This is a genomic window from Streptomyces sp. PA03-6a (assembly GCF_033792765.1).
In the GTDB taxonomy this organism is placed as follows: domain Bacteria; phylum Actinomycetota; class Actinomycetes; order Streptomycetales; family Streptomycetaceae; genus Actinacidiphila.
Genome location: NZ_JARAVK010000033.1, coordinates 27,431 through 52,365, shown reverse-complemented (window position 1 = coordinate 52,365; position 24,935 = coordinate 27,431). Strand labels below are relative to the sequence as shown.

The window sequence follows — 24,935 nt, the reverse complement described above, 5'->3', positions numbered from 1 at the left end:
CCCGCCAAGCCCTGGACCGCCGCCGGCGTCCGCTGCCCGGTGCGGCGGCACGACGCCCATGGTTGCGGGCGGGCAGGGGTCGGAGTGAGGGTGGTTAGGGAACATCCGCACGAACATCGAACGGAGCTTCTCATGCAAGCGAGGAAGACCGAACTGTACGCGCGTGACCTGACGGAAGCGCGCTGGGTCAAGAGCAGCAAGAGCCCCTACCGGACGGACTGCGTGGAGGTTGCGGAGCTGGCCGGCGGAGCCGTCGCGATCCGCGACTCGAACAACACGGACCTGCCACCGCTGCGCTTCACCGCGCAGGAGTGGGCGGCGTTCCGGGAGGGTGTGCGCGACGGCGAGTTCGGCTAGGGCTCATCGCGTCCCACCCCGCTTGACGGGCCGGCCCGCCGAGGCCGATCGACCGCCCCGGTGAGCGGGCCCGCCAAGCCCGGGACCGCCGACGGCGTCCGCTGCCCGGGGCGGCGGCCGCACGCCCATGGTTGCGCGCGGGCAGGGGTCGGAGTGAGGGTGGGGAGGGAACATCCGCACGAACCTCGAACGGAGGTTCTCATGCAAGCGAGAAAGGCCGATCTCTACGCGCGGGACCTGAGGGAAGCGCGCTGGGTCAAGAGCAGCAAGAGCGGCTACCTGCCGGAGTGCGTCGAGGTGGCGGACCTCGGCGGTGGAGCCGTCGCCATCCGTGATTCCGAGAACAGGGACCTGCCGCCCCTGCGCTTCACCGCGCAGGAGTGGACGGCGTTCCGGGAGGGTGTGCGCGAGGGCGAGTTCGGTTAGCACCCGGCACGTTACTCGGTGCTCGGCGGGCCGGCGGACCGGCCCGCCGAACCTTGTCAGCCGTCGCCCAGCACCCGGAGCGTCTGGGCCCGCAGCGCGCACGCGACCGTGCCCTCGTGGGTGCGCCGCAGCTGTGGTGCCGTCGCCGGGTGCCGCCCGGAGATCAGGTCGACGATGCGGTACGCCGTCTCCTCGTCCTCCGCGGCGATGCACACCAGGACCGTGCCGCGGTCCGCCTCCTGCTCCGCCATGGGCGCCTCCTCCGTCGTAGAGCCATCCCCGTGGACGCCTCGGAAGACCGCGCGGCCCCCGCCGCGGTTCTGCGCCGGGCGCCGGTTCACCCGCACGAAGCACCTCGGGGTGCGCGGGGCTTACGATGAGGGGCCGGCAGCCCGTACCCGGAGAGGAAGCCTTGGCCAAGCAACGGATTCCGGTCGTCGTCATCGCGGGATTCCTGGGCTCGGGAAAGACCACGCTCCTCAACCACCTCCTGCGCAACAGCGGCGGTACCCGCATCGGCGCGATCGTCAACGACTTCGGCAGCATCAACATCGACGCGCTCTCCGTCGCCGGCCAGGTCGACTCCATGGTCGCCCTCGACAACGGCTGCCTGTGCTGTGCCGTGGACGCCACGGAGATGGACGACATGCTCGCCAGGCTGTCGCGTCCGCAGGCCCGCATCGACGTCATCGTCATCGAGGCGAGCGGTCTCGCCGAGCCCCAGGGCATGATCCGGCTGCTGCTGGCCAGCACCGACACCGCCATCACCTACGGCGGGCTGGTCGAGGTCGTCGACGCCGCCGAGTACGAGGCGGTACGCGCCCGGCACCCCGAACTCGACCGCCATGTGCGGGCCGCCGACCTCGTCGTCCTCAACAAGACCGACCGCGTCGGCGCCGCCGGCCGTGAACGGGTCCGCGAGGCACTGGCCGCCGTGGCCCCCGGAACGCCGCTGGTCGAGGCCGCCCACGGCCGGGTGGACCCCGCCCTGCTCTTCGAGCCCCGGCCGCGCGCGGCCGACGGCACGGCCGCCCGCCAGCTGTCGTTCGACGAGCTGTACGCGGACGACGGGCACGATCACCACGCGGACGGCGACCACACCGGCCATCTCCACGCGGCGTACGACAGCGTGGAGTTCACCTCCGAGGCGCCGCTGCACCCGCGCCGGCTGATGGAGTTCCTCGACGGCAGGCCCGCGGGCCTGTACCGGATGAAGGGCTTCCTGCGCTTCGCCGCCCCGGCCCACGAGCAGAAGTACAGCCTGCACTCCGTCGGCGGCTTCCTGCGCTTCCTGCCGTCCGCCTGGTCCCGGGGCGAGTCCCGCGCCACCCGACTGGTGATGATCGGTGCGGGGCTCGACGCGGCCGCCCTGCGCAAGGGCCTCGACGCCTGCGTCGCCGACCCGGGCGAGGAACTCCCCGCCGACGCCATGCTCGGCGTCCTGCGCTACGTCCGTCCCTGACACCCCCTGTCCGGGACCGCCCGCCGGGCGGCGGCGCAGCCGCACAGCACGGCGACGGTGAGCGGCACCATCGTCGCCAGGACCGCCGTCGCCCGCGCCCCGGGACGGCGGTCCGTGGCCATGTGCGTCCCCCACGCCGTCCGCACCACGCCCACCACCTGCCCCGGGCTGCCCGCGTGGCGCACCTTCACCGGCTCCGGTGACGGATCCCGGCCCGTGACGGCCCCCAGCGGCACGCCCGTGCACTGCATGGGGGCGCGGCCGCGTTCGGGACGCTGCTCGCACTCGGTCAGCAGCACCCGCACCTCGCGGCCGATCACCCCGGTCTCGTACGCGCCGTGGGCCGCGGTGAAGGCGGTCACCGCCAGCAGGAACACGGTCAGCAGCGACCAGGCCACGGCTGCGGCCGCGGAGGCGCCCCGGGCGCGCGGCTTGGTGATCACACCCTCAGCGTAGGACGGCCCGGCTCAGTCGAAGGCGGCCACCAGCCGGACGCCGTCCGGGCCGAAGCGGCCCGCGAGGGCCTCCATCACGGCGAAGACATGGGGCCAGTGCGTGCCCTCGCCCAGGACCAGGCCCGCGGTCAGCGGCTCGTAACGGCATTCCCCCGCCGGACCGCTCCAGGTGAACCCGCCCGTGGCGCCGTCCAGTTCGGGCGGCCGCGGCCCCAAGGCCGCGACCACGTCCGGTGGCCACACGGCCGGTACGAAACACCGGTCGGGCGGTCCCGGCCGCGACGGCCGCCACCACGTCACCCGGCCCACGAAGTGCTCGGGGACGGCAGCCCGGTCGGCGGCGGCGAGCTCGGCCCAGGTGACCCAGCCGGCCCCGTCCATGGCCCCGGACTCCACCCACGGCGCGAGCCCCTCGCGGAAGCGGCCGGACAGGTCCTCCGGCAGGCCCCGGCCCGCCGCGAGGGGGCGGAACCCGAGGGTGTTGCGCACCCCGAAGAGGTAGCCGAAGGAGGGATAGTCGACCTCGTCGTACAGCGGCCACAGGTCCATCGCGTCGACCCAGGGTTCGCCCTCGTAGAACTCCGTGCCTGCCAGCGGATGGCGGAACTCGATGCCGCCGTAGATGTCCGTTCCCACGGCTCCGCACCGTACAGGCGTCCGGGGGGAAGGCGCGCGCCCATTGTCTGTCGCGACGACGGGGCCTGCCGGGATCACAGGGCTCATCGGCCGCGCAGGGCCGCGGCCGTCGTGCCCGTGCGGTCGCGGAGCAGGACGCGCAGGGTGTTGGCGTGCTCGTAGCCCACGCGGCGGGCGACGACCTCGACGGGGAGGTCGGTGGTGCGCAGCAGGTGCGTGGCCTGCTCGACGCGCAGGTCCTGCACGAAACGGACCGGGGACACGCCCAGGACCCGCCGCACGGCCCGCTGCAGGGTCCGCTCGCCGACCCCCAGGGCGCGGGCCGCCTCGGCGATGCTGATGGGCTCCTCCAGACGCAGCCGCACCCAGCGCTCGAAGCCGGCCACCGTCGGATCGGCCTGGGCCAGGGCGCTCGGGATGGTGTACGCCGACTGCGACGGGCGCTCGTCCACGACCAGGTAGCGGGCGACCAGATCGGCCAGTGCCGGGCTGGACATGCGCACCACCGCCAACGCCAGGTCGACGTGGCCGAAGGCCGCGCCCGCCGTCGTGACGCCGTCGCAACTGGTCACCATGCGGGTCTCGTCGACCGTGACGGCCGGGTAGCGCTGCCGGAAGACCGGGGCCAGCCACCAGCTGGTCGTGGCGCGCCGTCCGTCCAGCACCCCGGACTCGGCGAGCAGGAAGGTGCCCGTGCAGGCCGAGGCGACGGGTCCGCCGCGCTCGCGCGTGGCCGCCACCAGACGGCGCACGGCGGCCGTGCCGGGCCCCGAGACGCGCTCCACGAGGGCGTCCGGCCGGCGCTCCGCGAGTGCCGGGACGAGCAGCAGGTCCGCCCCCGCGGCCTCGCCGGCCGGTGCCGCCGCCACCGTGTGCCCGGCGCCGGTGCGGACCCGGCGGCGCGGGCCGACCGTCGTCACGTTCCAGGCGGGCGGCGGCTGCGGGAGCTCGCCGCGCATCGCGTTGGCCGCCTCGAGGACGTCGAGGACCGCCGAGAGACCGGAGTCGAACACACCGTCGTACGCCACCACTGCCACGTCCATGACGGAAACGGTATCCAACGCGTCGTTTCCGACGCTGGGGGGAGGGGTGCGGCGCGGCATAGGTTTCCGGTGTCCGGCCGGACGACGTCCACCACCGCACGACCACCGAGACGGAGCACACGATGACGAAGATCGGCCTGCTGGCACGTATCGAGGCCAGGCCCGAGCACGCGGAGGAGGTCGCGGCCATGCTGCGCGACGCGCTGGCGGCGGCCCGGGAGGAGGAGCACACCGTCACCTGGTTCGCCTTCCGCGAGGACGCCACCACCTTCGGGGTCTTCGACACCTTCGAGGACGAGGCCGGCCGCGCGGGCCACCTGTCGGGCCGCATCGCCGCCGCCCTGGCAGAGGCGGCGAAGACGACGCTCGGCTCGCCGCCGGACATCCGCCCGGTGGACGTCCTGGCGGCCAAGCTGCCCTGACGCCCATCGGCGCCCCGGACCGTGGGAAGGAACAGGTCATGAGCGAGACCGAGCCACGCACCACCGTCGTGAACCTCAAGGGCCACCGCGACGACCCCGCGTACGCGGACGTCGTCTACGTGGGCCGCCCGACGCACCGCGGCGGCTGGCACCTGGCCGGCTCCCCGCTGGCCAGCCCCTACCGCCCGGGGCGGGACGGCACCCGCCAGGAGGTCCTCGACAAGTACCGCGAACACCTGCTGGGCCGCCCCGACCTGCTCGCGATGCTGCCCGCGCTGCGCGGCCGCAGGCTGGGCTGCTGGTGCCTGCCCGAGCCGTGCCACGCGCAGGTCATCGCGGAACTCGCCGACGCGTCCTGACCCCCACCGCCCCGCCGGGTACGGCCGGCCGGACGCGTGTCCCGATCCGAGGGTCGCGCGTCCGTCCGGCATCCGGCGGGGACCGCCGCCGCGTCCGACGATGGATCCAACGGCACCGGGCGGCCCGCCCGGACGCCGCCGGAACCGGAAACCTGTCAGGAGATTCGACGTGGCTGAAATCATCGCGGACATCGAGGTGCCCGGCACCCTGCTCGTGACGGAGGCGACCGAACTGGTGCGCAAGGCCGCCGACCCGGTGGTCTTCCACCACTCCCGCCGGGTGTACTTCTGGGCGTCGATGCGCGGCCGCAACCGCGGGTGGGACTTCGACCCCGAGCTGCTGTACGTCGGCGCTCTGTTCCACGACCTCGGACTGACCGACACCTACGCCCGTACCGACCAGCGCTTCGAGATCGACGGCGCCGACGAGGCCCGCCGCTTCCTGCTGGAGCACGACGTCCCCGAGGACCGCGCGCGGGTGGTGTGGGAGGCGATCGCCCTGCACACCACGCCGGAGATCCCGTGGCACATGGCACCCGAGATCGCCCTGGTCACCTCGGGCGTCGAGGTCGACGTCCTCGGCATCGGGTACGACGAGATCACGCCGGAGGAGCGCGAGGCGGTCGTCGCCGTCCACCCGCGGCCCGACTTCAAGAACAACATCCTCAAGGAGTTCACCCACGGCATCGCGCCGCGCCCCGGCACGGCGTTCGGCAACGTCAAGGCCGACGTCCTGGAGCGCTTCGTACCGGGCTTCGTCCGCGGGAACTTCGTGGACACCATCCTGCAGTCCCCCTGGGCGGAGTGACCCGGCCTCGCACCCGACGCCCCGGAGACCGAGCGCGCCCAGGCGGCGCTGCGGTGGTCGCAGCGCTCGTGGTGGGAGGACGTCCGCATGCAGGCGTCGCCCTGCGCGACAGCACGGCGGAGGAGGCCCGGCGAAGGCGCCCTTCGACTGCTCGCCCGTCACCGGGCACCTGCCTGGGCGGCCTCAGCGGTCCTCGCCTACGGCACGAACGCGCTGCCGCGCTCGCTGGACCTCGCCCACGGGCCGGTCGTGTGGGGCTGGGCGTGCGGCCGGGGCGGGCCGGCCCGCTCACCCCTCCCGGGTGCCGCGCGGCCGGGTGGTGCGGAAGCGGTCGCGGTACGCCCCCGGGCTGACGCCCAGACGGCGCCGGAACGCCCGGCGCATTGTCTCCTCCGACCCGAAACCGCTGCGCCGGGCGACCACGTCGAGGGCGTCGTCGCCCGCCTCCAGCAGCGCCTGGGCGGCCTCGACGCGGACGCGTTCCACGTACTCCGAGGCCGTGCCGCCGGTCTCGGAGCGGAACAGCCGGGTCAGATGACGTGAACTCACCCCCGCCCGCGCCGCCAGCGCGGGCAGGCCGTGGTCCCCCGAGGGATCGGCGGCCACCTGGTCGAGCACCCCGCGCAACACCGAGTGCGCGGGGTGCCTCGGGCTCTGCCGCACGCTGAACTGCGACTGACCGCCGGGCCGCGCCATGAAGACCACCAGGAACTTGGCGGCCTTGCGGGCGATGTCCGGCCCGAGGTCGGACTCGACCAGGGACAGGGTCAGGTCGATCCCGGCGCTGATGCCCGCCGAGGTGATGAACCGGCCGTCCCGTACGAAGATCGCGTCGTCGTCCACCTCCACCTTCGGGTAGCGGGCGGCGAGGTCGCCCGCCAGCCGCCAGTGCGTCGCCGCCCGCCGTCCGTCCAGCAGCCCGGTCGCGGCCAGTGGGAAAGCGCCGGCGCAGACCGAGGCGACGGTGCGGGAGCGGTCCGCGAGCCGGGTGATGCCCGCCACGAGCGCGGGGTCGGAGACCGCCGCCCACCAGTCGGGACGCCCGGGGATGACGAGGGTGTCGACCGGGAAGTCCACCTCGTCCAGCGACAGGTCCGGCATGAGCCGCAGCCCCGCGGTGGTGGTCACGGGCCCGCCGTCCGGCGAGACGGTCCTCATCGTGTAGTGGGCGCCGTACTCGTTCGCCGCCGCGTACACGTCCAGCGGACCGGTCACGTCCATCAGCTGCAGCCCGTCGAACAGCAGCACGAGGACGCGGTGCGGCGGGACGGCGGGGGAGGTCCCGGAGGGCTTGTGCGGGTTCACGCGGGGCGTCACTCTCGTTCCTCGGGGTGCGGGCCGGCGTCCGGCGCGACCGGCGCGGACACCCATGTGGCCCGCCTCCCGGGGACGTTGGGCCGGCCCGGTCGCCTCCGGTCCGTCATTGTCGCCCATGCGCGTGCGCCTACGACGCCGGGCTGGTGACCCCCGCGACGGGCCGCTGGAGCGGGGCGAGGTGCCGCGTGGTGACCACGCGGCGGCCGCGCTCGTCGTCGTGGATGCACGTGGACCCGGCCAGCCGGCGCACGATCTCCAGGCCGCGGCCGTGCTCGTCCGGCGGGGTGCTGTCCAGGGAGGTCCCGTCGTGGTGCCGGGCCGCGCCGCTGTCGGTGACGGTGATGACCAGGCCGTCGTCGTGCATGCACAGCCGGACCGACATCTGCGCCCTGCCGTGGCGCGCGGCGTTCGCCGCGAGCTCGTCGACGATCAGCTCGGCGGCGATGCGGTCCTCCGCGGTCAGTCCCCACAGGCCCAGCAACTCGGACGTGAAGTGCCGCGCGGCGCCCACGTAGGCGGGCTCCGCCGGCTGCACGAGTTCCGCCGAGCGGGTGGGGGTCGTGTCACCGCACATGACGTGTGGGCCCTTCATGGCTGAGGCCGCGGTCCCGGCGGCCGCGGGGTCGCCCCACCGGCCACGCCGCCTTGCGGCACACCGCGACGTCGGCCTCCCTTCCGGCCGCCGTGCCGGGCGCCGCTCCCGTCCCCCCGCGCGGATAGCGTGGACGTGTGCGTCTTCTTGTGATGTCCGATACACACCTGCCCAAACGTGCCAAGGAGCTTCCGGCCGAACTACTCGACCGGATTTCCGAGGCCGACGCCGTCCTCCACGCCGGCGACTGGGTCGACGCGGCGACCCTCGACCTGCTGCAGGCGCGGTCCCGCCGGGTGATCGGCGTGTACGGCAACAACGACGGCGCAGACCTGCGCGCGCGGCTGCCCGAGGTCGCCCGGGCGGAGCTGGGCGGGCTGCGCTTCGGCGTGGTGCACGACAGCGGCCCGGCCCAGGGGCGCGAACGCCGCTGCGAGGAGCGCTTCCCCGACCTGGACGTCCTGGTCTTCGGGCACAGCCACATCCCCTGGGACAGCACGGCGCCGGGCGGGCTGCGGCTGCTCAACCCCGGATCGCCGACCGACCGCAGGCGTCAGCCGTACGGCACCTACCTCACCGCCGAGGCGGCCGGAGGCGCGCTGACCCAGGTGCGGCTGCACGAACTGCCGCGACGCTGACCCGCGCGGCGACGGTCCGGCTCAGTGCTCGAGCGCCGGGTCGCCGGCCGGCCGGACCGCGCCCGAGGGCCCGGAGACCCGGACCGCCCCGGGAGCCTGCGCGGCCTCCGCCTCCCGTGCCTGCGTCCCCGGGGGGACGTCCGCGGGCGGCAGCAGCGCCATGACCGCCTGGCGGTGCCCGTCGCTGGCGTCCTCGTCGAAGGGGTCCGGGGTCGCCGGCACCTGCACCCGGAGCACCGGCCCCGAGCCCAGCCGCACGTAGCCGCGGCCCGGCGGCACCTCGGCGGCGGACGTGGAGCACTGCGGCGCGCCGAGCACCGCCTGGGTCTGTTCCGCGGTGACCGCGCCCAGCAGCACCCGGGCCCTGGTCTGGGCGATGACGACCGGGGAGAGCGCCTCGGCGCCGTCGAGGTGGTCGGCGACGACGACGGTCACCCCGGCCGCCCGGCCGTGCCGCAGCGGGATGTCCAGCAGCTCCTGCGGGTCGGGGCGGCTCTCGGCGTGCGCGAGCTGGCTGAGCACGGTCGGCCGGTCGACGAGGATCCACAAGGGGCGCCGTACGTCGTCGGGGGCGGTACGCCCCGCCTGCCGGGCCCGGTTGACGGCGATCAGACGGCGCTCGGTCTCGTGCGCCGCCCACTCCAGGGTGGCCAGCGTGCCCGCGAGGCCGCTCTCGACGGCCATCACCCCGGGCCGTCCGGTCAGGCACGCGTACTCGCCGGTCCCGCTGCCGTCCACGACCACGAGGTCGCCCTCCGGCAGCACCTGGAGCGCGATGGAGCGCAGCAGCGTGGTGGTGCCCGTGCCGGGCTGGCCGAGGGCGAGCAGGTGCGGCTCGGTGGAGCGCGGGCCGGTGCGCCACACGACCGGGGGCGCGTCCCTGACCTCCTCGCCGTCCTCGACCGGGACGGTGCGCTGCACCGCCTCGGCGTCGGTGAAGCCGAGCACCGTTTCGCCCGGGGAGGTGACGAAACGCTGTGCGGCGATGCCCGTGGGCAGTGGGGGGAGTGCGGTGAGGGTGAGGTGGTTCTCCTCCTCGTTCCACTCGAAGCGGTACTCGCGGCCGCGCCCCACCTTGGCGTGCAGCACGTGCTCGACGCGGGCCCTGGCCGTGGCCTCGCCGTCGGTGAAGTAGGCGGGGTACTTGAGGTGCAGGCGGACCAGCCGCCCGTCCTCGAAGGCGTAGTCGCCGAAGGCGTTCTCCCAGCTGCCGTCGTGGGCGTAGATCGGGCTGGGGTCGTCGGCGACGGACAGGTACGGCACCAGGGCCTCGTACAGCGCGGTGAGCCGGTCGCTCTCCGCGCCGCTCGGTCCGGTCGGGGCGGGTGTGCGGTCCCGGCCCATCCAGCCGGCGGAACCCATCCAGGCGGCGAACATCAGGTAGGCACCGTAGGGCAGCAGCACCAGGACGAGGAAGCCGGCTCCCACGGAGGCCATCAGCGCCGGTCCGCGCCGGTCCTTGGGCGTGCTGCCCCACCAATCGCGCGCCCAGCCGGCCTGGCGGCGCAGCCCGCGCGCGATGACGAAGAGCGGGTGGAGGACGTCCGTGGTGCTGTCGACGGCGGCCCGCGCGAGCTCACGGCCGCGGGTGAGCGAGGGGCGGCTGCTCAGGAGGGCGGAGAGGGGACGCCGGACCACGGGGAGCTCCAGAGGATCGTTGCGGGGACGGTACGACGGAACGGAACGGGAAGGGCCCGGTGCGGAGCGGCGCCGGGCCCGGTGGATCGGCCGTGCGGGACGGCCGTACTAGAACTTGATCCCGCCCAGGAGGCTCGCCAGGCTCGCCCCGCCGGCCTTGATGCTCGGGGCGATGGCGGTGCCCGCGAGGTAGAAGCCGAAGAGGGCGCAGACGAGCGCGTGGGACGCCTTGAGTCCGTCCTTGCGGAAGAACAGGAAGACGATGATGCCGAGCAGGACGACGCCTGAGATGGACAGGATCATGGGGGCTACTCCTGTGTGATGGGGACTGTCACCATGAGTTGTTCCAGAATTACAGATAGTAATATGTTCTGAAAAGAGGCAAATGGGTGATTTATAGGGAAGTTCACCTGTTCAGCTTCGCTGAACTGTTTCTTCCGGGGTGATCCTCGCCGGTCGTCCGGCGTGTCATGTGGCAGGCCCCGCCGACGGAGCAGCGAAGTCGCCCGTTCGAGTGATCAAAATCGTTAAGCTTCGGCCATGGCTTCTCGTGCGGTCCGCGCCCCCCGAGCCGGCGCGCACCGGCAGCACGCCCGGCAAGGCCGGGGCGCTGGGGGCCGCTTAGGGTGGATCACAAGCGGTCCCGCCCGCGCACGGCGAGCAGCCACGCCTAGTGAGGAACGATGAGCGAGCCGACCCCGCAGAACGACCCGGCCCAGGACCCCGAAGTCCTGCGACTCGCCGCCGAACTCTTCGACCTCGCCCGCCGGGGAGGCACGGAGACCCTGACGGCGTACGTGGACGCCGGCGTGCCGGCCGACCTCACCAACGACAAGGGCGACACCCTCCTCATGCTGGCCGCGTACCACGGTCACGCCGCCACCGTGGCCGCGCTCCTGCAGCACGGTGCCGACCCCGACCGCGCCAACGACCGCGGCCAGACGCCGCTGGCCGGTGCCGTCTTCAAGGGCGAGGACGAGGTGGTCCGCGTCCTCGTCGACGGCGGCGCCGACCCCGCCGCCGGCACCCCCTCGGCCATCGACACCGCCCGCATGTTCGGCCAGGACGCGCTCCTGGAACTCTTCGGCGCCGCATGACCCCCGGGCGCGCCACGACCACCGCCGCACCCACGATGAAGAGAAGTGGACCCATGACGGAAACCGACAGCTGGAACAATCCGCTGCGCGATCCATCCGACCGGCGGCTGCCGCGCATCGCGGGACCGTCCGGGCTGGTGATCTTCGGTGTGACGGGCGACCTGTCCCGCAAGAAGCTGATGCCTGCCGTGTACGACCTGGCCAACCGCGGGCTGCTGCCGCCGGGCTTCTCGCTCGTCGGCTTCGCGCGCCGCGACTGGGCGGACGAGGACTTCGCGCAGGTCGTCCACGACGCGGTCAAGGAGCACGCGCGCACCCCCTTCCGCGAGGAGGTCTGGACGGAGCTGGCCGCCGGAATGCGCTTCGTGCCCGGCGACTTCGGCGACGACGACGCCTTCGACGCCCTCCGTGCGACCGTGGAGGAACTGGACAAGGCCCGGGGCACCAGCGGCAACTTCGCCTTCTACCTCTCGGTGCCGCCCAAGTTCTTCCCGAGCGTGGTCCAGCAGCTGAAGAAGCACGGGCTGTCCGACCCGCCCGAGGGTTCCTGGCGGCGGGCCGTCATCGAGAAGCCCTTCGGTCACGACCTGGCCAGCGCCCAGGAGCTCAACCGGGTGGTCCACGAGGTCTTCCCGCCCGCCGAGGTCTTCCGGATCGACCACTACCTGGGCAAGGAGACGGTCCAGAACATCCTGGCGCTGCGGTTCGCCAACACGATGTTCGAGCCGTTGTGGAACCGTTCCTACGTCGACCACGTGCAGATCACGATGGCCGAGGACATCGGCATCGGCGGCCGCGCGGGCTACTACGACGGCATCGGCGCCGCGCGCGACGTCATCCAGAACCACCTGCTCCAACTCCTCGCGCTGACCGCGATGGAGGAGCCCGCCTCCTTCGACGCCAAGTCGCTGGTGCAGGAGAAGCTCAAGGTCCTCCAGGCCGTCCGGCACCCCGACGACCTGGGCGCACACACGGTGCGCGGGCAGTACGCGCACGGCTGGCAGGGCGGGGAGGAGGTGCTCGGGTACCTGGAGGAGGACGGCATCGACGCCAAGTCCAAGACCGACACCTACGCCGCCATCAAGCTGGCCATCGACAACCGCCGCTGGGCCGGGGTCCCCTTCTACCTGCGTACCGGCAAGCGCCTGGGGCGCCGCGTCACCGAGATCGCGGTCGTCTTCCAGCGCGCCCCGCACTCCCCGTTCGACAACACCGCGACCGAGGAGCTCGGGCAGAACGCCCTGGTCATCCGGGTCCAGCCGGACGAGGGCGTGACGATCAGGTTCGGTTCCAAGGTGCCGGGCACCTCGATGGAGATCCGGGACGTGACGATGGACTTCGCCTACGGCGAGTCCTTCACCGAGTCCAGCCCGGAGGCCTACGAACGGCTGATCCTGGACGTCCTGCTCGGCGACGCCAACCTCTTCCCGCGACCGCAGGAAGTGGAGGAGTCGTGGCGGATCCTCGACCCGATCGAGGAGTACTGGGACCGGCACGGCAAGCCCGAGCAGTACACCGCCGGTACCTGGGGTCCGAAGGCGGCGGACGAGATGCTCGCACGAGACGGCAGGAGCTGGCGCCGGCCATGAACATCGATCTCACCGAGACGACCTCAAGCAAGATCAATTCGGCGCTGATCAAGGCGCGCAGGGCCATCGGCAGTCCGGCCGTCGGCATGGTGCTGACCCTCGTCATCGTCACCGACGAGGGCAACCACTACGACGCCCTCAAGGCCGCCTCCGACGCCTCGCGCGAGCACCCCTCGCGCATCCTGGTCGTCATCAAGCGCCCCGGCCGGTCCCCCCGCGACCGGCGCAGCGCCCGCCTCGACGCCGAGGTGCGCGTCGGCGGCGAGTCCGGCACCGGCGAGACCGTCCTGCTCCGCCTCCACGGCGAACTCGCCGATCACGCCCACAGCGTGGTCCTGCCGCTGCTGCTGCCCGACGCCCCCGTGGTGGTGTGGTGGCCGGTCGACGCACCCGCCAACCCCGCCGCCGACCCCCTCGGCGCGCTGGCGCAGCGCCGGATCACCGACGCGTACGCCGTCGAGCATCCGCTGGAGGAGCTGAAGACCCGTGCCTCCGGTTACACCCCCGGCGACACCGACCTCTCCTGGACCCGGCTCACGCCCTGGCGGTCCATGCTCGCCGCCGCGCTCGACCAGGCCCGGGCCACGGTCGTCTCGGCCGCCGTCGAGAGCGAGGCCGACAACCCCAGCGCCGAACTCCTCGCCCGTTGGCTCGGCAACCGGCTGCGCGTGCCCGTCGAGCGCGTCGTCACCGACGGCCCGGTCGTCACCGCGGTCCGGCTGACCACCGCGGACGGCGACATCCACATCGACCGCCCCGAGGGCCCGCTGGCGAACCTCTCCATCCCCGGGCAGCCCAGCCGGCACCTCGCGCTGAAGGTCCGGTCGACCGCCGAGCTCATCGCCGAGGAGCTGCGCCGGCTCGACCCCGACGAGATGTACGCCGCGTCGCTGCGCCACACCGACGCGGCGGAGCCGCCCCGCCCGGCGAAGACCACCGCGCGGAGCAGCAAGAAGCGGCCCACCCCGGCCAGCGCGGAGGCCGCCAAGTAGACCGACTGCCGCAGCAGTACGCCGGGGGCGGCGCACACCGCCTGCAGGAGCAGCATCGCGGCCGTGGTGAACAGGTAGCAGACCACGACCGTCAGCGCCGACTCCAGGTGCGCCCGCCACCCGGCGCGGCCCCCGCCGAAGGTGAAGCGCGCGTGCAACTCGGTGGCCAGCACCGTCGAGGCCACCGTCACCACCGCGTTCGCCAGGGCGAACGGCACCGGTCCCGACAGCGCCATCAGCACGCCGGAGGACGCCAGCCCCACACCGCCGCCGCATACGGCGAAGCGCAGGAACGCGGCCGGGGCGGAAGGCACGGGGCCCGCGGCGCGGGGATGACGGGCGGCGGCGGGAGGGGCGGATCGCTTCGCGGTGACGGTGTCCATGCCCGCACACTGCCCGCCCCCGCTGACAGGGCGCTGACCGCACGCTGACACGCCACCCGCACGCGCCCGACGCCCCCGCCCGACGAGGGCGCGGCCCGGGTCAGGACAGGGCGAACGGGCCTTCCGTGGCCTTGCGGTGCTGCATGGCCGTCAGCTTGCGGACGAACAGGATGGCGAGGACAGCGGCGAGGATGTCCACGCCGTCCACGGCGATGGCGAAGCCGGCGGCGTCGCGGAGGTCGTCCGCGTAGCCCGAGCTCTCGTCGAACAGGCCCCCCGAGAGCCGGCCCAGCACGGAGGAGGCTATCCACGCCGCCCACCAGTAGGCGACCGGGCCCGAGTCGGCGGGCCGCAGGCGGCCGTCCTGCGTCGTCTGGGAGCTCGCGACCCAGGTCTCACGGGCGACCTTGGAGGGGATCCAGAGGTTGCCGATGGGGATGAACCAGCCGCCGATCGCCCACCCGCGGCCCTTCTCGAACCCGTTGGGGGCGAACACCTCGCCGTTGGAGCGGACCCGGTGGAACCAGACGATGAAGACGACGGCCGTCGCCACCAGGGCGAAGAGTTGCAGTACGGCGGCGCTACCCGTCCACAGGTCCGAGCGGTTCAGCGCGGACGGGTCGACGGTGGCGAGCTCGTCCGCGACCGCCGTGCCCATGAGGGAGTAGCGAGCGGCCTCCGCGGCGATGGCGAGCACATCGACCGCGATCACCAGCGACAGCAGCACCGTCACCGCGGTCGCCAGACCCAGCGGCGAACGGAGCACGGCGGTGGTCGCCGGAGGCCCGACGGGTACGGGGTACGGGGCGCCGGGCGGCGGCCCGACAGGGTTGAGCGACATGGAATCCCCCCAGGGACACAACATGGAGACGTGCCCGTCGAGCGGCGGGCAGGAGGACATTACGGCAGGAGATCTTGACCAGTCCACATGATTGAGCCGGGCCCGCGCGCCTTCGGCCCGGTCACGCCGGCGGCGTGGGGGAACGGCGCGCCACCTGCCGGTTTCCGCAAGGGAAACGGGGTGGCAGGGGAGCCTGTCCGCCGTAAGTAATGCGAGGGTCGAGAATTCCTCGTCCCCAGGTCCCTCGGCTCCCGGGGTCCGGCCTGGGGTCCACCTGCGAGCCCGGTGACGCACCTCGCCGCCACCAGTGTCGACACTCCTGCCACTGTGCGCGGGATCGGCCGGTGGACTCTACAGAACTGCTCTGACCAGGCAATATGCCGTACCGGTGAAGACGGTGAAGGAGAGCGGCGGGCACACTGTGATGACACCTTGTGGGTAGACATCGAGTGTATAGACAGCGTGTATATTCACTGCATGTTCTTCGACCCGCTCCGACTCCCGCTCGCGCCGCCCCCGCCCCAGGCCGCGTCCCGCAACCGCCGAGCCGTCATGCACGACGGCGTACCGTGCCCAGGGGGCCCCGCATGAACCGTGACGGTGCCGGGGCCGCGCCGGGGCGGTTCCGTTCGGCGCTGCGAGATCTGTGGCTCGGCGCGCGGCTGGCGGGCTCCGGGGGCCGCGAGGGGTGGATCCGCACGGCGCTGACCGCGGTGGGCGTCGGGCTCGGGGTGGCCCTGCTGTTCCTCGCCGCCGCGGTGCCGAACGTCCTCGACGCCCGCGCGGAGCGCGGGCACGCGCGTGAGACGCCGAACGTCGAGAGCGAGGTGTCGGTGCGGCGCGCGGACACGACGTTCCTCTGGTACGACGCGAGCACCGAGTACCGTGGCGAGGCCGTCGGCGGGCAGTTGCTGCGCCCGGACGGTCCCGGTGCTCCGCCGCCGCCGGGTGTGGCGCGGATTCCCGGGCCGGGGGAGATGGCGGTCTCGCCCGCTCTGCGCGAGCTGCTGGGCTCGTCGTCCGGCGCGCTGCTCAAGGAGCGGCTCGGTTACCGGATCACCGGGACGATCGCGGACCGGGGTCTGCTCGAACCGGGGGAGCTGCGCTTCTACGCGGGGAGTGCCACGCTCACCAGGAGCGGGGGTGCGATCAGGTCCGCAGGGTACGGCCATGATCCCGGCTCCGGGCGGTTCGATCCGCGGCTGGTGGTCCTGGTCGCTTTGATCTGTGTCGTCCTGCTGGTTCCGGTGGGCGTCTTCATCGGTACGGCCGTCCGGTTCGGCGGGGACCGCAGGGACCGCAGGCTGGCCGCGTTGCGGCTGGTCGGTGCGGATGTCGGGATGACCCGGCGGATCGCGGCGGGTGAGGCGCTGTTCGGCGCCGTGCTGGGTCTGCTGGTCGGTACGGGGGTGTTCCTGGGGGCGCGCCGGCTGGCGGGGTCGGTGCGGCTGTGGGGTGTGAGTGCTTTTCCTGCCGATGTCGCCCCTGACCTGCTGTTGGTGGGTCTGATCGTGGTGGCGATCCTGGTGGGGGCGGTGGTGGTCACCCTGTCGGCGCTGCGTTCGGTGGCGATCGAGCCGTTGGGGGTCGTGCGGCATGCCACGTTGCGGCCGCGTCGGTTGTGGTGGCGGCTGGTGAGTCCGGTGGTCGGTGTCGGCGTGCTGATGCTGACGGGGTCGGCGGACGGGGAGTTGGGGTCGGGTGGTGTGTATCCGGTCGCGCTGGGTGCGGTGCTGGTCCTGGTGGGGTTGACCGGGCTGTTGCCGTGGCTGGTGGAGGCCGTGGTGAGGCGGCTGCGCGGGGGGCCGGTCGCGTGGCAGCTCGCGGTGCGCCGGTTGCAGTTGAGCAGTGGGACGGCGTCGCGGGCGGTGAGCGGCATCACCGTGGCGGTGGCCGGTGCGATCGCGCTGCAGATGGTCTTCGGCGGCATGCAGGAGGACTTCGCCTCGCCGTCCGCTCCGAAGGCGGGGCGTGGGTCTTCCGCCTCTGCCGATGTCGTCCGTGCGGATTTCCGGGTTGCCGCGGCTTCGGAGGGCGTGGGCGATCCGGTCCTGGCGGAGCGGATGGCCGGGGAGTTCCGTCAGGTCAAGGGCGTGCGGCGGGTGGTCGCGACGGTCGAGGCGTATGTGAGTCGTCCGGATGCGGGTGGTGGGCCGGGGTCCGTCACCATGTTGACGGTGGGCAGTTGTGCGACGTTGCGGTCGCTGGCCTCGTTGTCCTCGTGCCGTGACGGTGACGCGTTCGTGGCTCACCGGCCGGGTGCGTCGCGGCGGGCGCGGGAGGCGAACCTCCTCACCGATGAGGCTGCCCGGCCGGGTGGGCGGATCGATCTCGACGCCGTTTCGGAGGGTGTTTCGGACGGCGAGTTGTGGACGTTGCCGGTGACGGCTCGGGCGGTGGTGGCGGTCCGGGATCCGGTGGGCGAGGTCCATGACGGCATCCTGGTCACTCCGGGGGCGCTGGCGGGGCACCGGTTGCCGCAGGCGTCGACGTTCGCGTCCGTCGCGATCGACCGCGGGGTTCCGGATGCGGCGGAGTACCTGCGCAATGCCGCGGCGCGGGTGGATCCGATGCTGCGGGTGGGCGGGCTGGTGAACGTGCAGCGGGACCGGCAGTACTCGAGTGTGCAGACGGGTCTGCGGGTCGGCGGGACCTTGACGGTCGCGCTGATCGCGGCGGGGATGCTGGTGGCGCAGATCGAGCAGTTGAGGGAGCGTCGGCGTCTGCTGTCGGTGCTGGTGGCCTTCGGTACGCGGCGCAGGACGTTGGCGTGGTCGGTGCTGTGGCAGACGGCGGTGCCGGTGCTGGCGGGTACGGTCGTCGCGATCGTGGGAGGGCTGGTCCTGGGGCGGGCGATGCTGGGCGTCGTGGTGAAGCCGGTGCGGGACTGGTGGGTGTTCCTGCCGTATGCCGGGATCGGTGCGGTGGCGGTCCTGGTGGTGACGGTGCTGAGCCTTCCGCCGTTGTGGCGGATGATGCGGGCGGACGGGCTGCGTACGGAGTGAGCGTGTGTGCCGCCGGTCTGCTGTGCGGGCCGGCGGTGGGCAAGTGGGTCCGGCTGAAGGGCTGTTGACGTGCGGGGACGGCCTGGCGGGGTGGTGTCGGGGAGGAACCGCGTGAGGGCCCTTGACGTGTCCTGATGGCCGGTGCCAACATCGCGTCCATCAAATGTTTGCGTAAACGTGCGCCGACTGCGGTCACTGATGTTTGCGCAACCATCCCGGACCCGCCCGATGTGGCGGGACCCCGCACGACGATGTGAAGGATGGGATCATGGCTGCCATACCGCCGCCACCGGGCACCGGCCGGGCCGCTCCTCCCCGAGGACGCCGGGGCCGGCGCTGGCTGGGATGGGGCTTCGTGGCACCGTTCATGATCGTCTTCGCACTGGTCTTCCTGGCGCCGATAGGCTACTCGATCTACCTGAGCCTGTTCCGCGACCGCCTCATCGGCGGGACCTCCTTCGTCGGCCTGGACAACTACGTCCAGGCCTTCCAGGACGGCCAGTTCTGGTCCGGCCTCGGCCGCGTCGCGCTGTTCCTCGTCGTCCAGGTGCCGGTCATGCTGGGCATCGCGCTGCTGGTCGCCCTCGCGCTGGACAGCGGGCGGCTGCACGGCCGGAGGTTCTTCCGGATCACGATCTTCCTGCCCTACGCGGTCCCGGCGGTCGTGGCGACGCTGATGTGGGGCTTCATGTACGGGGACCGCTTCGGCCTGGTCGCCGACATCAACGACACCTTCGGCGCCTCCCTGCCGAACCCCCTGTCGCCCGGCCTGGTGCTGGCGAGCATCGGCAACATCGTGACCTGGGAGTTCGTCGGCTACAACATGCTGATCTTCTACTCGGCGCTGCACGTCGTGCCGCGGTCCCTGTACGAGGCGGCCGAGATCGACGGCGCGAGCCGGCTGCGGATCGTCACCTCCATCAAGATCCCGGCGATCCGCGGGGCCCTGGTCATCGCGACGATCTTCTCGATCATCGGCAGCTTCCAGCTGTTCAACGAGCCCAGCATCCTCAAGCCGCTGGCGCCCAACGCCATCACGACGTACTTCACGCCGAACCTCTACACCTTCTCGCTGTCCTTCTCCGGGCAGCAGCACAACTACGCGGCGACCGTCGCGATCGTCATGGGGGTCGTCACGATGATCATCGCCTACGTCGTGCAGCTGCGTGGCATGCGCAAGGAGGCCTGACGATGGCCCAGTCGAGCACCCAGGCGGCCGTTACGGCCCCGCAGCGCGAGCGCCGCGGCGCCGCACCGTCCGAGCGCCCGGCGGGCCGGCGGCACTCTTCCGACCGGCCCCGGCGCAGCATCCTGCTCACCGTCCTGACCGCGCTGGTGGCGGTCTACACCCTGGTCCCGCTGGCCTGGCTGGTGATCAGCGCGACCAAGACCCAGAAGAGCCTGCTGGACTCCTTCGGGCTGTGGTTCAGCGGTGACTTCGCGCTCTGGGACAACATCCGGCAGACCCTCACCTACGACGACCACATCTTCGTCCGGTGGCTGCTCAACACGCTGCTGTACGTGGCGGTCGGCGCCGGGGGCGCGACGTTCCTGGCCGTCCTGGGCGGCTACGGCCTGGCGAAGTTCGACTTCCCCGGCAAGCGCGCGGTCTTCGCGGTGGTGATCGGCGCGGTCGCCGTGCCGGGTGCCGCGCTGGCCGTGCCCACGTTCCTGATGTTCAGCAAGATGGGCCTGACCAACACCCCGTGGGCGGTGATCGTGCCCTCGCTCATCTCGCCGTTCGGCCTCTACCTGATGTGGGTCTTCGCCTCCGAGGCGATCCCCGACGAGCTGCTGGAGGCCGCCAGGGTCGACGGTTCGGGTGAGATCCGCACCTTCTTCAGGATCAGCCTGCCGCTGCTGGGACCCGGCATCGTCACCGTGCTGCTCTTCACCGTGGTCGCGACGTGGAACAACTACTTCCTGCCGCTGATCATGATCAAGGACCCTGACTGGTACCCCCTCACCCTGGGGCTCAACGCCTGGAATGCCCAAGCCGCCACCGCGGGCGGGCAGCCGGTGTTCAACCTGGTGGTCACCGGCTCGCTGCTGACCATCGTGCCGCTGGTCGCGGCCTTCCTCCTCCTGCAGCGCTTCTGGCAGTCCGGGCTCGCCGCCGGCAGCGTCAAGGAGTGATCACCGGCGCCGCGGCGGCGCCGTACCCACCTCCCCCTGCGGTCCTGCGCCCGGCACACCCGTGCCGTGGCGGCGGGCGGTGCCGCAGACCATCACCACAACGAAGTGAGATGCGATGACGAACAAGCCACTGCGCCGTTCGGCGCAGGCGATCGCGGTGCTCTGTGCGGCGGCGCTGTCCCTGACCGCCTGCGGTTCCTCCGACGACTCCGGCTCGGGTGCCAAGGCCGCGGACGCGGGCAGCGTCGAGGCGGCGCTGGACAAGGGCGGCAGCCTGACGGTGTGGGCGTGGGAGCCGACGCTGAAGCAGGTGGTCACCGACTTCCAGGCCACGTACCCGAAGGTCAAGGTGAAGCTGGTCAACGCGGGCACGGGCAACGACCAGTACACCGCGCTGCAGAACGCGGTGCAGGCCGGTTCCGGGGCGCCGGACGTGGCGCAGATCGAGTACTACGCGCTGAGCCAGTTCGCGCTCGGCAAGTCCGTCGCCGACCTCAGCCCTTACGGCGCCAAGGACCTGTCCAAGGCGTACTCGCCGGGCCCGTGGAACTCCGTGGCCGTCAACGGCGGGGTGTACGCGCTGCCCATGGACTCAGGGCCGATGGCGATGTTCTACAACAAGAAGGTCCTCGACAAGTACAAGATCGCGGTGCCCACGACCTGGGACGAGTACCTGACCGCGGCCCGCGCGCTGCACAAGGCGGACCCGAAGGCGTACATCACCAACGACACCGGTGACGCCGGCTTCGTCACCAGCTTGATCTGGCAGGCCGGCGGTCACCCGTACACGGTGGACGGCACGAAGGTGGACGTCGACTTCGGTGACGCGGGCACCAAGCAGTTCACGGAGGTCTGGCAGAAGCTGATCTCCGAGAAGCTCCTCGCGCCGATCGCGTCCTGGAGCGACCAGTGGTACAAGGGCCTGGCCGACGGGACGATCGCCACGCTGTCGACCGGTGCCTGGATGCCCGCCAACTTCGTCTCCGGTGTCCCCTCGGCGTCCGGTGACTGGCGTGCCGCGGCGCTGCCGCAGTGGCAGGCGGGCCAGAGCGCCAGCGCGGAGAACGGCGGCAGTTCGCTGGCGGTGATGGAGGCGGCCAAGGACAAGCCGCTGGCCTACGCCTTCATCAAGTACGCGAACAAGGACGCCGGTGTCCAGGCCCGCATCAAGGGCGGTGCCTTCCCGGCCACGACGGCGGACCTGAACTCCCGGGCGTTCCTGGACACTTCGTTCCCCTACTTCGGCGGCCAGAAGGCCAACGAGATCTTCGCGAAGTCGGCGGCGGACGTCGTCAAGGGCTGGTCGTACCTGCCGTACCAGGTGTACGCCAACTCGATCTTCAACGACACCGTCGGCAAGGCGTACGTGTCCTCCACGCCGCTGCCCGACGCGCTGGGCACCTGGCAGGACGCCTCGGTCAAGTACGGCAAGGACCAGGGCTTCAGCGTCGGCGGCTGACGCCCCCTCGCGATCCGCGGCCGGCCCGGCGGCCCTCTTCGAGGGAGCGCCGGCGCCGGCCCGGGGGGCCCGCGGACCGCCGGTCCGCGCAGCTCGGCCCCCCTAGACTTCTGACCACCAACGGCAGTGAAACGTATGAGGTGTACGACGCACGTGGACGGGACCGGACAGAGCTCGGCGGCGGGTGCGCAGCGGCGGCGGCGCGGTGCGTCGATGGCCGACGTGGCCAAGCTGGCGGGCGTCTCGGCGCAGACCGTCTCCCGGGTCTCCAACGGTTTCCCCGGGGTGCTGGAGGAGACCCGGCAGCAGGTGCTGGCCGCGATGAAGGAGCTCGGCTACCGGCCCAACAGCGCGGCCCGGGCCCTCAAGCGGGGCGAGTTCCGCACCATCGGCGTCATCTTGTTCAACCTCTCCAGCACCGGCAACATGCGCACGCTGGAGGCCGTGGCCTCGTCCGCGGCCCGGGAGGGTTACGCCACGACGCTGCTGCCGGTCACCGTGCCCACGCAGGACGGGGTCCAGGGCGCGTTCACCCGGCTCGGGGAGCTGGCGGTGGACGGGGTCGTCATGATCATGGAGGTCCATCTGCTGGACGCGATGACGGTGGCCCTGCCGCCGACCGCGCCGGTGGTGGTGGTGGACTCCGACGCCGGGGACCGCTACTGCGTGGTCGACACCGACCAGGCCAGCGGCGCCCGGGCGGCCGTGGAACACCTGCTGGGTCTCGGTCACGGCACGGTGTGGCACATCGCCGGCCCGAAGGAGTCGTTCGCCGCGGAGCGCCGGGTGGGTGCCTGGCGGGCGGCGTTGGAGTCGGCGGGGCGCGAGGTGCCGCCGCTGCTGCGCGGGGACTGGTCCGCGGAGTCGGGTTACCGGGCCGGGCTGCGCATCGCGCAGGACCCGGGCTGTTCGGCGGTGTTCGTGGCCAACGACCAGATGGCGCTCGGGCTGTTGCGTGCGCTGCGCGAGCAGGGCCGTCGGGTGCCGGAGGACGTCAGCGTGGTGGGCTTCGACGACATCCCCGAGGCCGCCTCGTACATGCCGCCGCTGACGACGATCCACCAGGACTTCGCCGAGGTCGGCCGACGCTGCGTCGACGGGGTGCTGCGGCAGATCCGCAAGGACGAGGCGGAGCGGGGCACCACGCTGGTGCCCACCAGCCTGGTCGTGCGCAGCAGCACCGCGCCGCCGCCGCGCGGTCGCTGAGGCCGAACCCCCGACGGTTTCCCCGTGGTCACCGCATCGTCGCGATGGCAACGCAAACATTCCGTCACGGGGCGTCCCCGCCGGACACCGGCGAACACCCCGTGACCGCACCGCATGCACCACACGCACCAGAACTCGACTCCACTGGAGGAGCACGGCCCATGCCCGTACTGCGGATCGAAGGGAACGAATTCCGCCTCGGCGGCGAGCCGTTCCGCGTCATCTCCGGTGGCCTGCACTACTTCCGCGTCCACCCCGGCCAGTGGCGTGACCGGCTGCGCAAGGCACGGCTGCTCGGACTCAACACCGTCGACACCTACGTGCCGTGGAACCTGCACCAGCCGCGGCCGCACACCTTCCGCACTGAGGACGGCCTGGACCTGCCGGCCTTCCTGGAACTCGCACAGGCCGAGGGCCTGCACGTGCTGCTGCGCCCCGGCCCGTACATCTGCGCCGAGTGGGAGGGCGGCGGACTGCCGTCCTGGCTGCTCGCCACGCCCGGCATCCGGCTGCGCACCGCCGACCCGCGCTACCTGACCGCCGTGGACGACTACCTGGACCGGCTGCTGCCGCTGGTCGTCCCCTACCTCGCCACCAACGGAGGGCCCGTCCTGGCGGTGCAGGTCGAGAACGAGTACGGCGCCTACGGCGAGGACCCCGCATACCTGACGCACCTTCAGGACAAGCTGCGCCAAGGCGGTGTGGACGTGCCGCTGTTCACCTGTGACCAGCCCGCCGACCTCGCCCGCGGCAGCATCCCGGGCGTCCTCGGCACCGTCAACTTCGGCAGCCGCCCCGCACAGGGCCTGGCCGCGCTGCGCGAGCACCAGGGCGACGGGCCGCTGATGTGCACCGAGTTCTGGAACGGCTGGTTCGACCGCTGGGGCGGTGTACACGTCGTCCGTGACGCCGCGTCGGCCGCCGCCGACCTGGACGAGATGCTGTCGGCCGGTGCGAGCGTCAACCTGTACATGTTCCACGGCGGCACCAACTTCGGCTTCACCAACGGCGCCAACGACAAGCACACCTACCGCCCCACCATCACCTCCTACGACTACGACGCGCCCCTGGACGAGGCCGGCGACATCACCCCCAAGTACCTCGCCTTCCGCGACGTCCTCGCCCGGCACACCACCGTCCCCGACGAGCCGCTGCCCGAGCCGTCCAAGAAGCTCAACCTCCTCGGCGTCCGGCTCACCGCGAACGCCCCGCTGCTCGGCTCCGCCGGCCGCCTCGGCCAGGCGGTGACCGGGCCGCGTCCGCTGACCATGGAGGAACTCGGCCAGGACTTCGGCTTCGTCGTGTACGAGACCGCCCTGCGCGAGCCGGGCCCCACCCTGCTGCACTTCGCCGCGATCGCGGACCGGGCACAGGTCTTCCTCGACGGCGCCGCCGTCGGCGTCCTCGAACGCGAACTGCACGAAGGTGCCCTGACCGTCACCGTGCCGGCCTGCGGCGCGACCCTGACCGTCCTCGTCGAGAACCAGGGCCGCGTCAACTACGGGGAGGGCATCCACGACCGCAAGGGCCTCACCGGCACGGTCACCGCCAACGGCACCGAACTGACCGGCTGGAGCAGCAGGCCCCTGCCCCTGGACGACCTGTCGGGCCTGACCTTCACCACCGGCGGCCCGCAGCCGGTGGGGCCGGCGTTCCACCGCGGGGTGTTCGAGGTGGAGCAGCCCGCGGACACCTACCTGGACCTCACCGGCTGGACCAAGGGCAACGCCTGGATCAACGGCTTCGCCCTGGGCCGCCACTGGTCCCGCGGCCCCCAGCGGCGCCTCTACGTCCCCGGCCCGGTCCTGCGGCCCGGCACGAACGAACTCGTCGTCCTCGAACTGCACGCCACCGCCCGCGCGACCGTCGACCTGCGGGACACCCCCGACCTCGGACCGACGGAGGAATGAGCGGGGCCTGAGCGGGGATCGAGCGCGCCGCCCCCCGCCCCGCCGTCCGGCACTCCGGACGGCGGGGCGGGGGGGCGGCTGCGATGATGACGGGCATGCCCATCGACTGGTCACGCCTCGAACACGCCTACGGGGCAACTCCACGAGCCGGGACACGTCCGCGC

Annotated in this window: 25 protein-coding genes; 16 read left to right on the top strand and 9 right to left on the bottom strand. The window is 72.4% G+C overall.

The genetic code is table 11. The features are described 5' to 3' along the window. Positions 1-132: 132 nt before the first annotated feature. Both PV350_RS11265 and PV350_RS11260 read left to right on the top strand, forming a co-directional pair. Positions 133-357 carry a DUF397 domain-containing protein gene (locus PV350_RS11265; protein WP_499510306.1) on the top strand — a complete coding sequence of 75 codons (225 nt, stop codon included), beginning with the start codon at positions 133-135 and terminating at the stop codon, positions 355-357. A gap of 201 nt (positions 358-558) precedes the next feature. Continuing rightward, positions 559-783: a DUF397 domain-containing protein gene (locus PV350_RS11260; protein ID WP_499510305.1), complete on the top strand. Its 225-nt coding sequence runs from the start codon at positions 559-561 to the stop codon at positions 781-783. 56 nt (positions 784-839) lie between these two features. Here PV350_RS11260 and PV350_RS11255 read toward each other — a convergent pair whose 3' ends face one another. Beyond that, entirely contained in the window at positions 840-1,034 is a 195-nt protein-coding gene (locus PV350_RS11255; protein ID WP_499510304.1) for a hypothetical protein, read from the bottom strand. 161 nt (positions 1,035-1,195) lie between these two features. Between PV350_RS11255 and PV350_RS11250 the strand changes: the two genes are divergently transcribed. After that, positions 1,196-2,245 carry a CobW family GTP-binding protein gene (locus PV350_RS11250; RefSeq protein ID WP_499510303.1) on the top strand — a complete coding sequence of 350 codons (1,050 nt, stop codon included), beginning with the start codon at positions 1,196-1,198 and terminating at the stop codon, positions 2,243-2,245. Here the strand turns inward: PV350_RS11250 and PV350_RS11245 are convergent. The 3 genes from PV350_RS11245 to PV350_RS11235 all read right to left on the bottom strand — a co-directional run bounded on the left by PV350_RS11245 (position 2,230) and on the right by PV350_RS11235 (position 4,379). Then, positions 2,230-2,688, bottom strand: coding sequence for a hypothetical protein (locus tag PV350_RS11245; protein ID WP_499510302.1), 459 nt, complete (start codon positions 2,686-2,688; stop codon positions 2,230-2,232). The two genes, PV350_RS11250 and PV350_RS11245, sit on opposite strands and share 16 nt — an antisense overlap. A gap of 24 nt (positions 2,689-2,712) precedes the next feature. After that, positions 2,713-3,336 carry a hypothetical protein gene (locus PV350_RS11240; RefSeq protein ID WP_500333531.1) on the bottom strand — a complete coding sequence of 208 codons (624 nt, stop codon included), beginning with the start codon at positions 3,334-3,336 and terminating at the stop codon, positions 2,713-2,715. An 83-nt stretch (positions 3,337-3,419) separates the two neighbouring features. Next, the gene (locus tag PV350_RS11235) at positions 3,420-4,379 is read right to left on the bottom strand and encodes a GlxA family transcriptional regulator (RefSeq protein WP_499510300.1); all 960 of its coding nucleotides are present in this window, start codon (positions 4,377-4,379) and stop codon (positions 3,420-3,422) included. Positions 4,380-4,501: 122 nt separating this feature from the next. Here PV350_RS11235 and PV350_RS11230 point away from each other — a divergent pair, with 122 nt between their 5' ends. The 3 genes from PV350_RS11230 (at position 4,502) to PV350_RS11220 (ending at position 5,968) form a co-directional block, all read left to right on the top strand. Beyond that, positions 4,502-4,801, top strand: coding sequence for a putative quinol monooxygenase (locus tag PV350_RS11230; protein WP_499510299.1), 300 nt, complete (start codon positions 4,502-4,504; stop codon positions 4,799-4,801). Positions 4,802-4,839: 38 nt separating this feature from the next. Beyond that, positions 4,840-5,160: a DUF4326 domain-containing protein gene (locus PV350_RS11225; RefSeq protein ID WP_499510298.1), complete on the top strand. Its 321-nt coding sequence runs from the start codon at positions 4,840-4,842 to the stop codon at positions 5,158-5,160. A 169-nt stretch (positions 5,161-5,329) separates the two neighbouring features. Then, positions 5,330-5,968, top strand: coding sequence for an HD domain-containing protein (locus tag PV350_RS11220; RefSeq protein ID WP_500333528.1), 639 nt, complete (start codon positions 5,330-5,332; stop codon positions 5,966-5,968). 288 nt (positions 5,969-6,256) lie between these two features. Here the strand turns inward: PV350_RS11220 and PV350_RS11215 are convergent, their stop codons facing one another. Together PV350_RS11215 and PV350_RS11210 are read right to left on the bottom strand one after the other, a co-directional pair. Further along, the gene (locus PV350_RS11215; RefSeq protein ID WP_500333526.1) at positions 6,257-7,285 is read right to left on the bottom strand and encodes a GlxA family transcriptional regulator; all 1,029 of its coding nucleotides are present in this window, start codon (positions 7,283-7,285) and stop codon (positions 6,257-6,259) included. Between the two features lie 127 nt (positions 7,286-7,412). After that, a complete protein-coding gene (locus PV350_RS11210) occupies positions 7,413-7,859 on the bottom strand; it encodes an ATP-binding protein (RefSeq protein ID WP_499510295.1) in 447 nt (148 codons plus the stop codon). A gap of 155 nt (positions 7,860-8,014) precedes the next feature. Here PV350_RS11210 and PV350_RS11205 point away from each other — a divergent pair, with 155 nt between their 5' ends. Next, positions 8,015-8,515 carry a metallophosphoesterase family protein gene (locus tag PV350_RS11205; RefSeq protein WP_499510294.1) on the top strand — a complete coding sequence of 167 codons (501 nt, stop codon included), beginning with the start codon at positions 8,015-8,017 and terminating at the stop codon, positions 8,513-8,515. Between the two features lie 21 nt (positions 8,516-8,536). Here the strand turns inward: PV350_RS11205 and PV350_RS11200 are convergent, their stop codons facing one another. Together PV350_RS11200 and PV350_RS11195 are read right to left on the bottom strand one after the other, a co-directional pair. Next, entirely contained in the window at positions 8,537-10,153 is a 1,617-nt protein-coding gene (locus PV350_RS11200; protein ID WP_499510293.1) for a hypothetical protein, read from the bottom strand. A gap of 108 nt (positions 10,154-10,261) precedes the next feature. After that, positions 10,262-10,456, bottom strand: a complete 195-nt coding sequence (locus PV350_RS11195) for a hypothetical protein (RefSeq protein ID WP_018534760.1) — start codon at positions 10,454-10,456, stop codon at positions 10,262-10,264. A gap of 380 nt (positions 10,457-10,836) precedes the next feature. On the opposite strand from PV350_RS11195, the gene PV350_RS11190 reads away from it, so the two are divergent. The 3 genes from PV350_RS11190 to opcA are packed head-to-tail and all read left to right on the top strand — an operon-like array spanning position 10,837 to position 13,831. Next, positions 10,837-11,250, top strand: coding sequence for an ankyrin repeat domain-containing protein (locus PV350_RS11190; protein ID WP_499510292.1), 414 nt, complete (start codon positions 10,837-10,839; stop codon positions 11,248-11,250). 35 nt (positions 11,251-11,285) lie between these two features. Continuing rightward, positions 11,286-12,839 (top strand): glucose-6-phosphate dehydrogenase, encoded by a 1,554-nt coding sequence (zwf, locus tag PV350_RS11185; RefSeq protein WP_499516747.1) that lies wholly within the window; start codon positions 11,286-11,288, stop codon positions 12,837-12,839. Then, complete coding sequence (gene opcA, locus PV350_RS11180; RefSeq protein WP_499510291.1) at positions 12,836-13,831, top strand: glucose-6-phosphate dehydrogenase assembly protein OpcA; 996 nt, start codon at positions 12,836-12,838, stop codon at positions 13,829-13,831. The genes zwf and opcA overlap by 4 nt, the downstream gene beginning before the upstream one ends. A 483-nt stretch (positions 13,832-14,314) precedes the next feature. On the opposite strand, the gene PV350_RS11175 is transcribed toward opcA, so the two are convergent. Beyond that, complete coding sequence (locus PV350_RS11175) at positions 14,315-15,055, bottom strand: DUF4328 domain-containing protein (protein ID WP_499510290.1); 741 nt, start codon at positions 15,053-15,055, stop codon at positions 14,315-14,317. Positions 15,056-15,642: 587 nt separating this feature from the next. On the opposite strand from PV350_RS11175, the gene PV350_RS11170 reads away from it, so the two are divergent. The 6 genes from PV350_RS11170 to PV350_RS11145 all read left to right on the top strand — a co-directional run bounded on the left by PV350_RS11170 (position 15,643) and on the right by PV350_RS11145 (position 24,771). Continuing rightward, the gene (locus PV350_RS11170) at positions 15,643-18,060 is read left to right on the top strand and encodes an FtsX-like permease family protein (RefSeq protein ID WP_499516746.1); all 2,418 of its coding nucleotides are present in this window, start codon (positions 15,643-15,645) and stop codon (positions 18,058-18,060) included. Between the two features lie 268 nt (positions 18,061-18,328). After that, positions 18,329-19,249, top strand: coding sequence for a carbohydrate ABC transporter permease (locus tag PV350_RS11165; RefSeq protein ID WP_499510289.1), 921 nt, complete (start codon positions 18,329-18,331; stop codon positions 19,247-19,249). 2 nt (positions 19,250-19,251) lie between these two features. Then, positions 19,252-20,196: a carbohydrate ABC transporter permease gene (locus PV350_RS11160; protein ID WP_499510288.1), complete on the top strand. Its 945-nt coding sequence runs from the start codon at positions 19,252-19,254 to the stop codon at positions 20,194-20,196. Between the two features lie 115 nt (positions 20,197-20,311). Next, on the top strand, positions 20,312-21,655 hold the full coding sequence (locus tag PV350_RS11155) for an ABC transporter substrate-binding protein (RefSeq protein ID WP_500333522.1): 1,344 nt from the start codon (positions 20,312-20,314) through the stop codon (positions 21,653-21,655). Positions 21,656-21,808: 153 nt separating this feature from the next. Continuing rightward, positions 21,809-22,861 (top strand): LacI family DNA-binding transcriptional regulator, encoded by a 1,053-nt coding sequence (locus PV350_RS11150; RefSeq protein ID WP_499510286.1) that lies wholly within the window; start codon positions 21,809-21,811, stop codon positions 22,859-22,861. Between the two features lie 161 nt (positions 22,862-23,022). Next, the gene (locus tag PV350_RS11145) at positions 23,023-24,771 is read left to right on the top strand and encodes a glycoside hydrolase family 35 protein (RefSeq protein ID WP_500333520.1); all 1,749 of its coding nucleotides are present in this window, start codon (positions 23,023-23,025) and stop codon (positions 24,769-24,771) included. The last annotated feature ends 164 nt before the right edge of the window (positions 24,772-24,935 follow it).

Excerpts from the sequence above, each read along its gene's own strand:
- PV350_RS11265 (WP_499510306.1), top strand. The coding sequence starts at position 133 with ATGCAAGCGAGGAAGACCGAACTGTACGCGCGTGACCTGACGGAAGCG.
- PV350_RS11260 (WP_499510305.1), top strand. The coding sequence starts at position 559 with ATGCAAGCGAGAAAGGCCGATCTCTACGCGCGGGACCTGAGGGAAGCG.
- PV350_RS11255 (WP_499510304.1), bottom strand. The coding sequence starts at position 1,034 with ATGGCGGAGCAGGAGGCGGACCGCGGCACGGTCCTGGTGTGCATCGCC.
- PV350_RS11235 (WP_499510300.1), bottom strand. The coding sequence starts at position 4,379 with ATGGACGTGGCAGTGGTGGCGTACGACGGTGTGTTCGACTCCGGTCTC.
- PV350_RS11230 (WP_499510299.1), top strand. The coding sequence starts at position 4,502 with ATGACGAAGATCGGCCTGCTGGCACGTATCGAGGCCAGGCCCGAGCAC.
- PV350_RS11225 (WP_499510298.1), top strand. The coding sequence starts at position 4,840 with ATGAGCGAGACCGAGCCACGCACCACCGTCGTGAACCTCAAGGGCCAC.
- PV350_RS11210 (WP_499510295.1), bottom strand. The coding sequence starts at position 7,859 with ATGTGCGGTGACACGACCCCCACCCGCTCGGCGGAACTCGTGCAGCCG.
- PV350_RS11195 (WP_018534760.1), bottom strand. The coding sequence starts at position 10,456 with ATGATCCTGTCCATCTCAGGCGTCGTCCTGCTCGGCATCATCGTCTTC.
- PV350_RS11190 (WP_499510292.1), top strand. The coding sequence starts at position 10,837 with ATGAGCGAGCCGACCCCGCAGAACGACCCGGCCCAGGACCCCGAAGTC.
- zwf (WP_499516747.1), top strand. The coding sequence starts at position 11,286 with ATGAAGAGAAGTGGACCCATGACGGAAACCGACAGCTGGAACAATCCG.
- opcA (WP_499510291.1), top strand. The coding sequence starts at position 12,836 with ATGAACATCGATCTCACCGAGACGACCTCAAGCAAGATCAATTCGGCG.
- PV350_RS11175 (WP_499510290.1), bottom strand. The coding sequence starts at position 15,055 with ATGTCGCTCAACCCTGTCGGGCCGCCGCCCGGCGCCCCGTACCCCGTA.
- PV350_RS11170 (WP_499516746.1), top strand. The coding sequence starts at position 15,643 with ATGAACCGTGACGGTGCCGGGGCCGCGCCGGGGCGGTTCCGTTCGGCG.
- PV350_RS11165 (WP_499510289.1), top strand. The coding sequence starts at position 18,329 with ATGGCTGCCATACCGCCGCCACCGGGCACCGGCCGGGCCGCTCCTCCC.
- PV350_RS11160 (WP_499510288.1), top strand. The coding sequence starts at position 19,252 with ATGGCCCAGTCGAGCACCCAGGCGGCCGTTACGGCCCCGCAGCGCGAG.
- PV350_RS11155 (WP_500333522.1), top strand. The coding sequence starts at position 20,312 with ATGACGAACAAGCCACTGCGCCGTTCGGCGCAGGCGATCGCGGTGCTC.
- PV350_RS11145 (WP_500333520.1), top strand. The coding sequence starts at position 23,023 with ATGCCCGTACTGCGGATCGAAGGGAACGAATTCCGCCTCGGCGGCGAG.